At 71.4% G+C, this 13,494-nt stretch carries 14 protein-coding genes and 2 tRNA genes; 8 read left to right on the top strand and 8 right to left on the bottom strand.

The features are described from left to right. Positions 1 to 157 precede the first annotated feature (157 nt). Complete coding sequence (locus ACZ5GP_RS14980; protein ID WP_468751230.1) at positions 158 to 1,588, top strand: sulfatase family protein; 1,431 nt, start codon at positions 158 to 160, stop codon at positions 1,586 to 1,588. A gap of 33 nt (positions 1,589 to 1,621) precedes the next feature. Here ACZ5GP_RS14980 and ACZ5GP_RS14975 read toward each other — a convergent pair whose 3' ends face one another. The 8 genes from ACZ5GP_RS14975 to purS all read right to left on the bottom strand — a co-directional run bounded on the left by ACZ5GP_RS14975 (position 1,622) and on the right by purS (position 8,683). After that, positions 1,622 to 2,455, bottom strand: coding sequence for an META domain-containing protein (locus ACZ5GP_RS14975; RefSeq protein ID WP_468751229.1), 834 nt, complete (start codon positions 2,453 to 2,455; stop codon positions 1,622 to 1,624). Positions 2,456 to 2,557: 102 nt separating this feature from the next. After that, positions 2,558 to 3,358, bottom strand: a complete 801-nt coding sequence (locus ACZ5GP_RS14970) for a maleylpyruvate isomerase family mycothiol-dependent enzyme (RefSeq protein WP_468751228.1) — start codon at positions 3,356 to 3,358, stop codon at positions 2,558 to 2,560. Between the two features lie 10 nt (positions 3,359 to 3,368). After that, positions 3,369 to 4,007 (bottom strand): TetR/AcrR family transcriptional regulator, encoded by a 639-nt coding sequence (locus tag ACZ5GP_RS14965; RefSeq protein WP_468751227.1) that lies wholly within the window; start codon positions 4,005 to 4,007, stop codon positions 3,369 to 3,371. Between the two features lie 5 nt (positions 4,008 to 4,012). Beyond that, positions 4,013 to 4,846: a M23 family metallopeptidase gene (locus tag ACZ5GP_RS14960; protein ID WP_468751226.1), complete on the bottom strand. Its 834-nt coding sequence runs from the start codon at positions 4,844 to 4,846 to the stop codon at positions 4,013 to 4,015. Positions 4,847 to 4,884: 38 nt separating this feature from the next. Further along, entirely contained in the window at positions 4,885 to 5,385 is a 501-nt protein-coding gene (locus tag ACZ5GP_RS14955; protein ID WP_468751225.1) for a helix-turn-helix domain-containing protein, read from the bottom strand. A 123-nt stretch (positions 5,386 to 5,508) separates the two neighbouring features. Beyond that, on the bottom strand, positions 5,509 to 7,758 hold the full coding sequence (gene purL / locus ACZ5GP_RS14950) for a phosphoribosylformylglycinamidine synthase subunit PurL (RefSeq protein WP_468751224.1): 2,250 nt from the start codon (positions 7,756 to 7,758) through the stop codon (positions 5,509 to 5,511). Continuing rightward, on the bottom strand, positions 7,755 to 8,435 hold the full coding sequence (gene purQ, locus ACZ5GP_RS14945; protein WP_468751223.1) for a phosphoribosylformylglycinamidine synthase subunit PurQ: 681 nt from the start codon (positions 8,433 to 8,435) through the stop codon (positions 7,755 to 7,757). The genes purL and purQ overlap by 4 nt, the downstream gene beginning before the upstream one ends. Next, the gene (gene purS, locus ACZ5GP_RS14940; protein ID WP_468751222.1) at positions 8,432 to 8,683 is read right to left on the bottom strand and encodes a phosphoribosylformylglycinamidine synthase subunit PurS; all 252 of its coding nucleotides are present in this window, start codon (positions 8,681 to 8,683) and stop codon (positions 8,432 to 8,434) included. Before purS ends, purQ begins: the two co-directional genes overlap by 4 nt. 352 nt (positions 8,684 to 9,035) lie before the next feature. On the opposite strand from purS, the gene ACZ5GP_RS14935 reads away from it, so the two are divergent. The 7 genes from ACZ5GP_RS14935 (at position 9,036) to ACZ5GP_RS14905 (ending at position 13,490) form a co-directional block, all read left to right on the top strand. Then, a complete protein-coding gene (locus ACZ5GP_RS14935) occupies positions 9,036 to 9,353 on the top strand; it encodes a histone-like nucleoid-structuring protein Lsr2 (protein ID WP_468751221.1) in 318 nt (105 codons plus the stop codon). A gap of 122 nt (positions 9,354 to 9,475) precedes the next feature. After that, positions 9,476 to 9,547 (top strand) — tRNA-Gly (locus ACZ5GP_RS14930). Between the two features lie 79 nt (positions 9,548 to 9,626). After that, a tRNA-Gly gene (locus ACZ5GP_RS14925) sits at positions 9,627 to 9,702 on the top strand. Between the two features lie 143 nt (positions 9,703 to 9,845). After that, positions 9,846 to 10,826: an ABC transporter ATP-binding protein gene (locus ACZ5GP_RS14920; RefSeq protein WP_468751220.1), complete on the top strand. Its 981-nt coding sequence runs from the start codon at positions 9,846 to 9,848 to the stop codon at positions 10,824 to 10,826. Next, positions 10,823 to 11,602: an ABC transporter permease gene (locus ACZ5GP_RS14915; protein WP_468751219.1), complete on the top strand. Its 780-nt coding sequence runs from the start codon at positions 10,823 to 10,825 to the stop codon at positions 11,600 to 11,602. The genes ACZ5GP_RS14920 and ACZ5GP_RS14915 overlap by 4 nt, the downstream gene beginning before the upstream one ends. Before the next feature lie 17 nt (positions 11,603 to 11,619). Beyond that, complete coding sequence (locus tag ACZ5GP_RS14910; protein WP_468751286.1) at positions 11,620 to 12,885, top strand: sensor histidine kinase; 1,266 nt, start codon at positions 11,620 to 11,622, stop codon at positions 12,883 to 12,885. After that, positions 12,882 to 13,490, top strand: coding sequence for a response regulator (locus ACZ5GP_RS14905; RefSeq protein WP_468751218.1), 609 nt, complete (start codon positions 12,882 to 12,884; stop codon positions 13,488 to 13,490). Before ACZ5GP_RS14910 ends, ACZ5GP_RS14905 begins: the two co-directional genes overlap by 4 nt. Positions 13,491 to 13,494 lie beyond the last annotated feature (4 nt).

The following is a 13,494-nucleotide window of genomic DNA, read 5'->3' as shown; positions in this document are numbered from 1 at the left end:
ATTGGGGATACGACCCCTGTACGGAGGGTGAGCGCGGCCGGATCGCCGCCTCTGTGCCGCGGACTCACGACGGCTCTGTGAACTGGGACGACAGCCTTGTGAACAGCGGCGGGCGAGCGTTGACGCCGCTTCCGGCGCGCCGGAAGGCTCCTCGTCCATGCGATCTCATGGACTGTCACGACCCTCCCGGCTCTCCCGGCGCTCCTTCGCCGGCGGGGTGGCGGGCGCGGCCGCCGCCGTCGGCGTGGGTGTGGGCGCCACAACCACCGAGGCGGAGGCCGCCGAGCGCCCCTTCGCCGCCGCGCGCGGGCGGCGCTCGAAGCGGCCCAACATCCTGTTCATCCTCGGCGACGACCTCGGCTGGGCCGACCTGTCCTCGTACGGCTCCCCGCACATCAGGACGCCGCACCTGGACCGCCTCGCCCGCCAGGGCGTGCGGTTCACCGACGCCTACGCCGGGTCCGCGACCTGCTCCCCGACCCGCTTCAGCCTGTACACGGGCCGCTTCCCCGGGCGTACGAAGGGCGGGCTCGCGGAGCCGATCGCGGACCGGTCGGTGGGCCTCGAACCGACGCATCCCACGCTCGCCTCGCTGCTGCGCGGCGCCGGGTACGCGACCGCCCTGATCGGCAAGTGGCACTGCGGATATCTGCCGGACTACTCCCCCACCCGCTCGGGCTGGGACGAGTTCTTCGGCAACTTCGGCGGCGCCCTGGAGTACTACTCGAAGCTGGGGCTCGACGGGGAGTACGACCTCTACGAGGGGAAGGTCCGCGAAGGCGACGCCGAGTACAAGGACCTGCGGTACTACACGCGCGTCCTCACCGAGCGCGCGAGCGCCTACGTACGGCGGGACCACGGGGACCGGCCCTGGCTGCTCAACCTCAACTTCACCACCCCGCACTGGCCTTGGATCGCGGACGGCGACCAGGAGCAGAGCGCCGAGATCGTACGCAGGATCAAGGCGGGCGGGAAGGGCGCGCTCTGGCACCAGGACGGCGGCTCCGTCGAGAAGTACGCGCAGATGGTCGAGGACCTGGACCGGTCCGTCGGCGAGGTGCTGCGCGCGCTGCGGGAGTCCGGGCAGGAGCGGGACACGCTGGTGTTCTTCGCCTCCGACAACGGCGGTGAGCGCTTCTCGTACAACTGGCCGCTGTCCGGCAACAAGGGGTCGCTGAAGGAGGGCGGCATACGGGTGCCGACCCTCGTGCGGTGGCCGGCGCGGATCGACGGCGGGCAGGTCAGCGGGGAGCCCGTCTTCACGCCGGACTGGACGGCGACCCTTCTGGAGATCGCCGCGGCCCGGCCCGACCCGGCGTATCCGCTGGACGGCACGAGCCTCGCGCCGTATCTGCTCAGGGGGGCGCGCCTCCCGGCGCGCGAGCTGTTCTGGCGGGTGCGCGGGGAGCGGGCGCTGCGGCGCGGGGCGTGGAAGTACTACCGGGGCAAGGACGGCGCGGACCAGTTGTTCGACCTCGCGGCCGACCGGCGGGAGCAGGCCGACCGGGCGGCGGCAGAGCCGCGGTTGCTGGCCGAGCTGAAGGCGGCGTGGGAGCGGACGGACAAGGAGCTGCTGCCCTACCGCTGAGGTCCGCCGCCGCCAAGGTCCGCCGGACGGCTTCTACTTCTGCGGCTCGGCGTGCGCCTGGATCACCATGCCGTCGGCGGCGGTGAGCTTCAGGGTCTCGCGCTGGAGCTCGTAGCGCGCCGTGCCGCCGAAGAGCTTCAGGAGGCGGCGCTCGGTGGTCATCGCGGCGCCCGCGCACAGCTTCCGGGTGGTGGCGGGGGCGCCGAAGGTGAGGCGGCCGTCCTTTTCCTCGGCCTTGGCGGTGACGTCGTTGCAGCCGAGGTTGCCGCGCACCCCGCCGTCCTTGCCGAAGGTGAGGTGGGCCTTGCCGGCCACGGTCCTCGGCAGGGGCGCCGCGCTCTTGGCGTCGCCGACGGCGCTCACCGTCCACTTGGTGCCGGTGAGCGGGGCATCGGGCTCCGCGGTGCGTGAGGTGAGGTCCACGTGGTCCCCCTTGGGGGTGGTGAGGGTGAGGCGGTCGCCGTCGACCTTCGCGGTGAGCTTCGCGGCGAGGGCGCGCGTGAAGTGCTCCTCGAACGTCATCCGGCCCGGCGGGCAGGCCCGCCTGGTCAGCGTGGCCTTGCCGAAGTCGAGGGTGTCGCCCTGGATCTTGACGGGGACGCCGGCGTAGTTGCAGCCGAAGCTGCCGCCGGCCCGCCCGTCCTTGCCGATCTTGAGATGGGCGCCGTCGGGGGCCGCGTACCTCTTGCCGCCCACGGTGACGCTGTCGACGTTCCACCGGATACCGGTGAGCGGCACCTCGCTCGCCACGGAACGGCCGCCGGAGCCGCCTTCGGAGCCGGCTCCCGACTCGGTGCCGCATGCGGTGAGCAGCAGCCCGGCGGAGGCCAGCGCGGTCAGGGTCAGGGTCAGACGCTGCGTGTGCATGGCGATGGGACGGGACGAGCGGGGGTGTCGGTTCCCTTCACTCCGCCGGCCGGGACCATCCCGTGATCGACACCGGGGGCCGGCCATGATCGACACCGGGGGTTAGCCCATGATCGGCAGCAACCCCGACAGATCGGCCCGTTCCCCGCTCGCGCTGACCTGTGCCGCGGCCAGGGCGCTCGCCCAGTCCGTACGCCCCGCGGCGAGGCGGATCCAGGTCAGCGGGTCCGTCTCGACGACGTTCGGCGGGGTGCCGCGGGTGTGCCGCGGGCCCTCGACGCACTGCACCACCGCGTACGGCGGGATCCGCACCTCCGTCGAGGCCCCCGGCGCCTTCAGCGCGAGCGCGTCGGCGAGCAGGCGGGCACAGGCGGCCAGGGCGTGCCGGTCGTGGGGGACGTCGAGGCCCGGTACGGCGTCGTTCAAGTCGTCGGTGTGGACGGTCAGTTCCACCGTACGGGTGACGAGGAAGTCGCCGAGGGTCATCGCGCCGAAGCGGGACGGCACCAGGCGCCCGTCGGGCGCCGCGGCCAGGGACCGCTCGAAGTCGGTGAGGGTGCGCGTGAACAGCTCGTCCAGCTCCGTGCCCGCCGTCTCGGCGATGGCGCGGGTGTCCTCGTCGACCTGGGCGGCCGCCGTGACGGTCGCGAAGGGCCAGTCCATGAGCGGCACTTCGTGACGCGCCGGTTCCGGGACGCTCAGATAGCGGTGGACGGTGCCGAGGACCATCGCGATGTGCGCCGACAGTTCGCGCACGGTCCAGTCGCCGAGCCGGGTCGGGCGGGCGAGCTGCTCGGGCGTGAGGGTGCGCACCGCGTCCCGTACGTTGCCGGACTGGGTGAGCACCGCGGTGCGGATCTTGGCGGAGTCGTACGATCGCGTGCGCTTCTTGGCCGGGGGCATGGAGTCGAGCCTAGATGCTGCCGGGATAGCCCTGAAGGCCCTTTTCCACCAGTCCGAAGGCCCGTTCGGCGGACGCGGCGCAGTCCTTCGCGATGTCTTCGAGCGGGTCGCCGTCGAGGGTGCGCCGGTGGTTCTCCATGATGAGCGCGTTCCGGGCGCCGAGGAGCTGGGCGGCGGCGACCCGGGCGAGGAGCACGTCGCCCGTCTCCTCGGCGAGGGCGTCCGTGAGGAGCTGGACGCTGCGCATGTGGAAGATCACCATGCGGTGCGCGAGGGTCGGCGTCTCGTTGATGAGCTGGCGCACCTTGAGGGTGCGCGGGTCACCGCTGAGGCCGGTCGACGGGTCGCGCCCGGCGACCTGCTCCAGGAACTGGCGGCGCATGGCGGCCACCGCGGACTCGCCCGGCGCACGCTCGCGCACCGCGCGGGCGGGGTCCCCGGCGTGCTCCTCCATCGGGGCGACGATCACGCCTTCCTTGGTGCCGAAGTAGTTGAAGACGGTCATCTTCGACACGTCGGCCGCCTCGGCGATCTCCGCCACGGAGACGTGGTCGAAACCCCGCTCGGAGCACAGGTCCACGGCGACCTGCCAGATCCGCGCGGCGGTCTGCCTCTTCTTGCGCGCCCGCAGTCCCAGCTCCTCAGTCATACGGATCACGGTACCGGGGCGGCGTCCTCCCGCACCGTGAACGTCTCGCCGCCGCCGGGCACCCCGATCCCGCGCCAGCTGAACGGCACGCCCCGCGCCACGTTCAGGTCGGGCCCGTCCATCAGCTGGAAGTGCAGATGCGGCTCGGTGGAGTTGCCGGAGTTCCCGCAGCCGCCCAGCCGCTGTCCGGCCACCACCTCGTCGCCCGCCCGCACGGTCAGCGAGCCCCGCTCGACGTGCGCGTACAGGGCGTACGTGCCCTCGCCGAGGTCGAGCACCACGTGGTTGCCGACGACGCTGCGGGCCCCGCCGACCGTCCTGCCGATGCCCTCGATCAGGAAGAAGTACAGGAGCGCGGCGAGGGAGTTGCGGCTGAGGTGGTCGCGCCGGCCGTCCTCCGCGTGTACGACGGTGGCGTCACCGGCCGCGAGCAGGGGCGCCCCGAACGCGGGAAAGGCGCGGTTGCGGCGCGTGACCGGCCACAGCCAGGCGAAGGCCGGGCGGGCGGGCCCCTCCTCCGGTACGGCCACGATGTCGATGGCGTAGGTCTGCCCGAGGCTGTGCGTGCCGTGGCTCGGCACCTTGTCGGCGGGGCTGTTCAGCGCCGACCAGCGGCCGGTGACGGGCGGCTCGACCTCGACGGGGGCCGGGGGGTCCGCCACGACCTCCCGGCGGGCGGCCCGGCGCCGGGCGAAGCCGATCGCGAGGACGGCGACGATCGGGAGCCAGCCCGCCCAGTACGGGTACGGCAGCTCCACGAAGAACCCTGCCACGACCTGGACGAACACGTAGAGCACCAGCAGGCGTTGCAGCGCCCCGGTGAATGTGCGCATACCCATGGACATGTCGTTCCCCTTGCTGCGGTCGGCGTGGTCGATCAGGGACGCGCGGCGGAGAGCATCACGAGCAGCGGCACCACCCGCCCCGCCGGAACCTCGTGGCGGCCGCGTCCCGTGCTGTGCAGCCAGCCGGCGCCGGTCAGTTGGCGCAGGTGGTGGTAGATCTGGCCGGTCGTGCCGATGTCGTCGAGCGCGGCCAGCTCGGCGGCGGTGCCGGTGCCGGCGAGGATCTCCCGCAGCAGCCGCAGCCGCACGGGATGGCCGAGCGCGGCGAACGCATCGGCCGCCTCGGACCAGTCGTCCTCGAACAGCGACTCCGTGAGCCGGCCGTACTGCCACTCGTACCGGTGCCCGGTGGGCGCCCGCACGGCACCGGTGAACAGCACGGCACCGTCCGCGTCCCGCGCCACCGGGTGCCGTGCCTTCAGCGCGTCGAGGGCCCAGAAGTCGCCCTCTCCCACGTCGGGCGCGGACGGGCCCGCGCTCTCCAGCTCCGCCATACGCCGTTCCAGCTCGGCGACGCGCTCTTCCAGATCCATGGCGAGAGGTTACGTAATTACGTAATTTTAATCAAGAGTCTGATGGGTGCGGTGTCGGCCTCGGGAACGCCGAAGCCCCCGCCCGGACAGTGAGGTCCGGGCGGGGGCTTCCGAAAGCGACCGTCAGGCGAAGAGCCCCGGGATCGTGCCCTCGTGCGCCTCGCGCAGTTCGCTCAGGGGCAGCGTGAACTGGCCCTGCACCTCGACCGCGTCGCCGTCGACGACACCGATGCGCGTGACGGGCAGGCCCCGCGCGCCGCACATGTCGGTGAAGCGCAGCTCCTCGCTGCGCGGCACGGAGACGACCGCGCGCCCCGCCGACTCGGAGAAGAGGAACGTGAAGGCGTCCAGGCCGTCCGGGACGACCAGCCGGGCGCCCTTGCCGCCGCGCAGGCAGGACTCCGTGACGGCCTGCACGAGACCGCCGTCGGAGAGGTCGTGCGCGGCGTCGATCATGCCGTCGCGGGAGGCCGAGATCAGGATGTCCGCGAGCAGCTTCTCGCGGCCCAGGTCCACCTGGGGCGGCAGCCCGCCGAGGTGGTCGTGGATCACCTGCGACCAGGCCGAACCGCCGAACTCCTCGCGCGTCTCGCCGAGCAGGTAGAGGAGCTGGCCCTCTTCCCGGAAGGCGATCGGCGTGCGGCGGGCCACGTCGTCGATCACGCCGAGCACGGCGACGACCGGCGTCGGGTGGATCGCCGCCTCGCCCGTCTGGTTGTACAGCGAGACGTTGCCGCCGGTGACCGGGGTGCCCAGCTCCAGGCAGCCGTCCGCGAGGCCGCGGACGGCCTCCGCGAACTGCCACATGACGTCCGGGTCCTCGGGGGAGCCGAAGTTCAGGCAGTCCGAGATCGCGAGCGGCTTGGCGCCCGAGGCGGCCACGTTGCGGTACGACTCGGCGAGCGCGAGCCGGGCGCCTGTGTACGGGTCGAGCTTCGCGTACCGGCCGTTGCCGTCGGTGGCGATGGCGACGCCGAGGCCCGTCTCCTCGCTGATCCGGATCATCCCGGAGTCCTCGGGCTGGGCGAGCACGGTGTTGCCCTGCACGAAGCGGTCGTACTGGTCGGTGACCCAGGACTTCGCGGCCTGGTTCGGGGCGGCGACCAGCTTCAGGACCTGCGCGCGCAGCTCGTCCGCGTCCGCCGGGCGGGGCAGCTTGTTCGCGTCGTCCGCCTGGAGCGCGTCCTGCCACGTCGGGCGGGCGTAGGGGCGCTCGTAGACCGGGCCGTCGTGCGCGACCGTGCGCGGGTCGACGTCGACGATCTTCTCGCCGTGCCAGAAGATCTCCAGGCGGTCGCCGTCGGTCACCTCACCGACGACGGTGGCGATGACGTCCCACTTCTCGCAGATCTCCAGGAAGCGCTCGACCTTGTCCGGCTCCACGACGGCGCACATGCGCTCCTGCGACTCGCTCATGAGGATCTCCTCGGGAGTGAGCGTGGAGTCGCGCAGCGGTACGTCGTCCAGCTCGACGCGCATGCCGCCGGAGCCGTTGGACGCCAACTCGCTGGTGGCGCAGGAGAGTCCGGCCGCGCCGAGGTCCTGGATGCCGACCACGAGCTTCTCGGCGAAGGCCTCCAGGGTGCACTCGATGAGGAGCTTCTCCTGGAAGGGGTCGCCGACCTGGACCGCGGGGCGCTTGCTCGGCTTGCTGTCGTCGAAGGTCTCCGACGCCAGGATCGAGGCGCCGCCGATGCCGTCGCCGCCGGTGCGGGCGCCGTACAGGATGACCTTGTTGCCGGGGCCCGACGCCTTGGCGAGGTGGATGTCCTCGTGCCGCATGACGCCGATGGCACCGGCGTTGACCAGCGGGTTGCCCTGGTAGCAGGCGTCGAAGACCAGCTCGCCGCCGATGTTGGGCAGGCCCAGGCAGTTGCCGTAGCCGCCGATGCCCGCGACGACGCCGGGCAGCACCCGCTTGGTGTCGGGGTGGTGCGCGTCGCCCATCCGCAGCGGGTCCACGACCGCGACCGGCCGGGCGCCCATCGCGATGATGTCGCGGACGATGCCACCGACGCCGGTGGCCGCGCCCTGGTAGGGCTCCACGTACGAGGGGTGGTTGTGCGACTCGACCTTGAAGGTGACGGCGTAGCCCTGGCCGACGTCCACGACGCCCGCGTTCTCCCCGATGCCGACGAGCATCGCGTCGTTCTCGGGGACCTTCTCGCCGAACTGGCGCAGGTGGACCTTGCTGGACTTGTACGAGCAGTGCTCGGACCACATCACGGAGTACATGGCCAGCTCGGCGCCGGTGGGACGACGGCCGAGGATCTCGCGGACGCGCTCGTACTCGTCCTCTTTCAGGCCCAGTTCGGCCCAGGGCAGCTTGACGTCGGGCGTCTCGGCCGCGTGCTTGACGGTGTCCAGAGTCATGCGTTGACCAGCTTCTTCAGGATCGAGGTGAAGAATCCGAGGCCGTCGGTGCGGCCGGTCCCGACCAGCGGCTCGACCGCGTGCTCGGGGTGCGGCATGAGGCCGACGACGTTGCCCGCCTCGTTGGTGATGCCGGCGATGTCACGGAGCGAACCGTTGGGGTTGCCGTCGAGGTAGCGGAAGGCGACGCGGCCCTCGGCCTCCAGCATGTCCAGGGTCCGCTCGTCGGCGGTGTACTGCCCGTCGATGTTCTTGAGCGGGACCGAGATCTCCTGGCCCGCCGTGTAGTCGGCGGTCCAGGCGGTCCCGGCGTTCTCCACGCGCAGCTTCTGCTCGCGGCAGATGAAGTGCAGGTGGTTGTTGCGCAGCATCGCGCCCGGCAGGAGGTGGGTCTCGGTCAGCACCTGGAAGCCGTTGCAGATGCCGAGGACCGGCAGGCCGGCCTTCGCCTGCTCGATGACGGACTCCATCACCGGGGAGAAACGGGAGATGGCACCGGCCCGCAGATAGTCGCCGTAGGAGAAACCGCCGGGCAGCACCACGGCGTCGACCTGCTTGAGGTCCTTGTCCTTGTGCCACAGCGGCACGGCCTCGGCGCCCGCCACACGGACGGCGCGCCGGGTGTCGCGGTCGTCGAGGGTGCCGGGGAAAGTGACGACTCCAATTCGAGCGGTCACTTCTCGTCCTCCACCTTTACGACGAAGTCCTCGATCACGGTGTTGGCGAGGAAGGTCTCCGCCATCTCGCGGATACGGGCGAGGGCCGCGTCGTCCACCGGCCCGTCGACCTGAAGTTCGAATCGCTTTCCCTGACGTACGTCGGAGATGCCCTGGAAACCGAGGCGCGGCAGTGCACGCTGCACCGCCTGGCCCTGGGGGTCGAGGATCTCCGGCTTGAGCATGACGTCGACTACGACGCGTGCCACTGGCACTCCCGGTGTGTGGTGCTGGCGTGTGCTGCTTGCTGGTGCTGAGCAGGTCCCTTCAGACTACCGGCACAAAATTTCTACTCGCGTAGATTAGTAGCTTCCTACGTGATGGCGGTCACGTTCCAGGGGTCCGCCGGGTATCGGAGCGGCCGCCTTCGCGAGGAATCCAGGAAAAGATCACGGATCGGCATTGCGTGCGGACACGCGGAGATATTCGGCCGGACTTCACAATTCAATGCCCGGCCCTGTACAAAGGAAAAGGCAATAGTCGATACTTTGCCCAAAACAGCCGGACAGTCGACATCACCGCACGTCAGCGCGGTGGGGTCGCACGAAGGGACCGATATTCGTGGCGCAGCGTGTCGTAGTCACTCTCTTTGACGACATGGACGGCGGGGAAGCGGCGGAAACAGTCGCGTTCGGTCTTGACGGCAAGTCGTACGAGATCGACCTGAACCAAACCAATGCCAAGAAACTGCGCACGGCACTTGCCCCGTACCTGGAGGCGGCCCGCAAGCAGTCGAGATCCGGCAAGGCCTACCGGCACACGGCCGTCTCCCCCGCCCCGTCGGCCGTCCGGGCCTGGGCCCGCTCGCACCAGCTGGACGTACCGCCGCGCGGCCGCATCCCGAAGAAGGTCTACGAGGCCTTCGAGGCCGCCAACTGACCCGGCGTCCGCCGAGGTCCGGGCGCCTCGCGGCGACCGACTTGCGCTGCACCCCCGCTGGTCAGCTAGAGTCTGGAGCACGCCGAGGGGCGAGGCCGAAAGGCCGGACCTCACGGAGTCGTGCGGGTGTAGTTCAGTAGTAGAACATCCCCCTTCCAGGGGGAAGGCGCAGTGTGCAATTCCTGTCACCCGCTCCGCATCGCTTACGGACCAGTCCGCTGGTTGCGGTAAGCTGGTGCTCGCGCCGATCAGTGAGAGCTGGTCGGAGGCAATGCGAACGTAGCTCAGTTGGTAGAGCGCAACCTTGCCAAGGTTGAGGTCGCGAGTTCGAACCTCGTCGTTCGCTCCAGTCAAGAAGGCCCCGGTCGATTTCGACCGGGGCCTTCTTCGTGCGCACTCCGCACAGGCACTGTGAGGGCTTCTGACATTTGTCATGCGGGCCGGTGACAGTCCGCACTGCTCCCGCGCCCCTGACCAGGGGAAGCTTCTCCCATGACCGACCAAGTGATCGACGTGAGCGATCTCCGGCGCGTGTACGGGGGAGATTTCGAGGCGGTACGGGGCGTCTCCTTCGGGGTGGGACGCGGCGAGCTGTTCGCGCTCCTCGGCACCAACGGCGCCGGCAAGACCTCCACCGTGGAGCTGCTCGAAGGCCTCGCGGCACCCGCCGGCGGGCGGGTCCGGGTGCTCGGGCACGACCCGTACACCGAGCGGGACGCGGTACGGCCGCGCATCGGCGTCATGCTCCAAGAAGGCGGTTTTCCGGCCGAGTTGACGGTCGCCGAGACGGTGCGGATGTGGGCCGGGTGCACCAGCGGGGCCCGGCCCGCCGCTCAGGCCCTGGACATGGTGGGCCTCGGCAAGCGCTCCCGCGTACGCGTCAAGCAGCTGTCCGGCGGCGAGAAGCGGCGGCTCGACCTGGCCCTGGCCCTCATCGGGCGGCCCGAGGTGCTCTTCCTCGACGAGCCCACCACCGGCCTCGACGCCGAAGGGCGCCGCGAGACCTGGGAACTGGTCCGCGGACTCCGGGACGGCGGCACGACCGTGCTGCTCACCACGCACTACCTGCAAGAGGCCGAGGAGCTGGCCGACCGGCTCGCGATCCTGCACGAGGGCCGGATCGCCGCCGAGGGCAGCGTCGCCGACGTGGTCGCCGCCCAGCCCTCCCACGTCTCCTTCGAACTGCCCGAGGGGTACGTCGTCGGTGATCTGCCGCCGCTCGCCGAGCTGGGCGTCAGCGGGCACGAGAGCACGGGGCGCCGGGTGCGGCTGCGGACGACGGACCTCCAGCGGACCGCCACGGCGCTGCTGGTGTGGGCCAGGGACGCCCGGGTCGAGCTGCGGGGGCTCGACGTGCGGGCGGCCTCGCTGGAGGAGGCGTTCCTGCGGATCGCGCGGGACGCCGAGCGGGCGCGGGGCACGGAACACGGGGATTCCCGGGGGGACTCGGCAGAGAAGGAGATGGCGGGATGAGCACGGTGACGGTGACGACTCCCGCGGGGCGGATGGGGGCGCTGGCGCGCGCCGAGATGACCCTGCTCGGGCGGAACAAGGGGACGCTGTTCGCCGCGCTGTTCGTGCCGTTCGTCCTCCCGGTCAGCATGCGGCAGGCCACCGAGGGGATGGACCTGAAGGGCACCGGGCTCTCCCTCGGCACCGTCGTGCTGCCGAGCGCCCTCGGCTTCTCGCTGCTCTTCGCCGTGTACGCCACACTGACCGGCGTCTACGTCGCCCGGCGCGAGGAACTGGTGCTCAAGCGGCTGCGCACCGGCGAGCTGCGGGACGCCGAGATACTCACGGGCGCCGCGCTGCCGGCGATCACGATCGGGATCGCGCAGTGCCTCGTCCTCGGCGTGGGCTGCGCGGTGCTCCTGGACGCCGGGGCGCCGAGCGCGCCCCACCTCGTGGTGCTCGGTGTCGCCGCGGGCCTCGTGATGTTCGCCGCGCTGGCGGCCGTCACCGCAAGCTTCAGCAGGACCACCGAATCCGCCCAGGTCATGAGCATGCCGCTGATCTTCGTGTCGATGATCGGCTCCGGGCTCTTCGTCCCGTTCGAGGTCATGCCCGACAAGGTCGCCCGGGTCTGTGAGCTGCTCCCGCTCTCGTCGGTCGTCGAGCTGGTCCGCGGCGGCTGGGCCGGCCACCTCTCGACGGGCGACACCCTCGGCGCCCTCGCCACGGCGGTGGTCTGGACCCTGCTGTCGGTGTTTGCTGTACGGCGGTGGTTCCGCTGGGAACCCCGGCACTGAGGGAGAGGGTCGGCGTGATGGGGATCCGGGCCTGGCAGCACGAGTGGCGGCGCCGGCGCCAGATAGAGAAGGTCGAGTTCCAGAGCATGGCCATGTGGCACGCCATGCCCTGGCTCTTCTACCTCAGCTGGGGTTCCGTGCCGCTCGCCCTGAGCCTGCGCGCCGGGCCCGCCGCGCAGATCCTCGGCTGGGCGCTGATCGCGGTGGGCGCCGTGCAGAGCGCGCACGTCAACCGCAGCCTGCGGCGCTCGCTCGACCACTATCTGCAGCGGGGTCCGCTGCCGCGCGGCGACCTCGCCGTCGGGGGCGCGCTGCTCGTCCTCTCGTTCGGCCTCCTCCTCGGCCTGGAGGCGGTGGACGGCGTCACCGAGGGAATGATCGGCTTCACGACGCTGTACCTGGTGGTGCCGTTCGGCCAGTCGCTCGCCTTCACCGGGACGGTGCGGGACTTCGTCGTCCGCATGGCCGTGATCGACGCCGTGGCCGTGGCTGGCTTCGCGGCCGTCGGGGTGCACGACGAGCGGCTCGCCGGGTTCGCCGCGCTCATCGCCTTCGGCGGCCTGTTGACGCTGCTCTCCGCGCGGTGCGGCGCCTGGACGCTCTCCGTGATGTGGGAGGCCGACCGGGCCCGCGAGGTCGAGGCACGGCTCGCGGTCGCCGAGGAGCGGCTGCGGTTCGGGCGGGACCTGCACGACGTGATGGGCCGCAACCTTGCCGTCATCGCCCTCAAGAGCGAGCTGGCGGTCCAGCTGGCGCGGCGCGGGCGGCCCGAGGCCGTGGACCAGATGGTCGAGGTCCAGCGGATCGCGCAGGAGTCGCAGCGGGAGGTGCGGGAAGTGGTACGCGGCTACCGCGAGGCCGATCTCGGGGTGGAACTCCTCGGGGCGCGGGGCGTCTTGGAGGCGGCCGGGATCAGCTGCCGGGTCACCGGCTCGGCGGCGGGACTGCCGGCCCCCGTGCAGTCGGCGCTCGGCTGGGTCGTACGGGAGGCGGCCACCAACGTGCTGCGGCACGGCGACGCGTCCCGCTGTGACATCGCCCTGACGGTGACGGACGAACGTACGACGCTGACCGTCGAGAACGACGGCGCACCGGATGCCGTGCCCTCGGCCGGCGGCTCGGGCCTCGCCGGGCTCAGGGAACGGCTGGCCGAGGTCGACGGCACCCTGGACCACACGGCCGGGCGGGGCCGCTTCCACCTCACGGCGACCGTGCCGTCGCCGCGGCCTGCCACCGGGAGCGGCCCGGCGGCCCCGACCCCTCGGAGCGAGGTCCTGCTGTGAGCGTGCGCGTGCTGCTCGCCGACGACGAGCACCTCATCCGGGGCGCCCTCGCCGCGCTCCTCGGCCTGGAGGACGATCTCGTCGTCGTCGCCGAGGCGGCGACCGGCCCCGAGGCGCTCGCCATGGCACGGGCCCACCGGCCCGACGTCGCGGTGCTCGACCTCCAGATGCCGGGCGCCGACGGTGTGAGGGTGGCCACATCCCTGCGGGACGAACTCCCGCACTGCCGGACCATGATCGTGACGAGTCATGGCAGACCGGGACATCTCAAGCGGGCCCTCGCGGTGGGCGTCCGCGGCTTCGTGCCGAAGACCGTCAGCGCCCAGCGCCTCGCCGAGATCATCCGTACCGTGCACGCCGGAAACCGTTACGTGGACCCGGAGTTGGCGGCCGACGCGATCTCCGCCGGGGACTCGCCGCTGACCGCACGGGAGGCCGAGGTGCTCGAACTCGCCGCCGACGGGGCGCCCGTCACGGAGATCGCCGAGCGGGCCGCGCTCTCCCCCGGGACCGTCCGCAACTACCTCTCCTCGGCGGCCACCAAGATCGGGGCGGAGAATCGTCATGCGGCAGTGCGTCTCGCACGCGAGCGAGGTTGGGTATAGTTGT

It is taken from the genome of Streptomyces sp. NPDC031466 (assembly GCF_055581265.1).
This window is presented reverse-complemented; position numbering and strand designations above follow the sequence as displayed.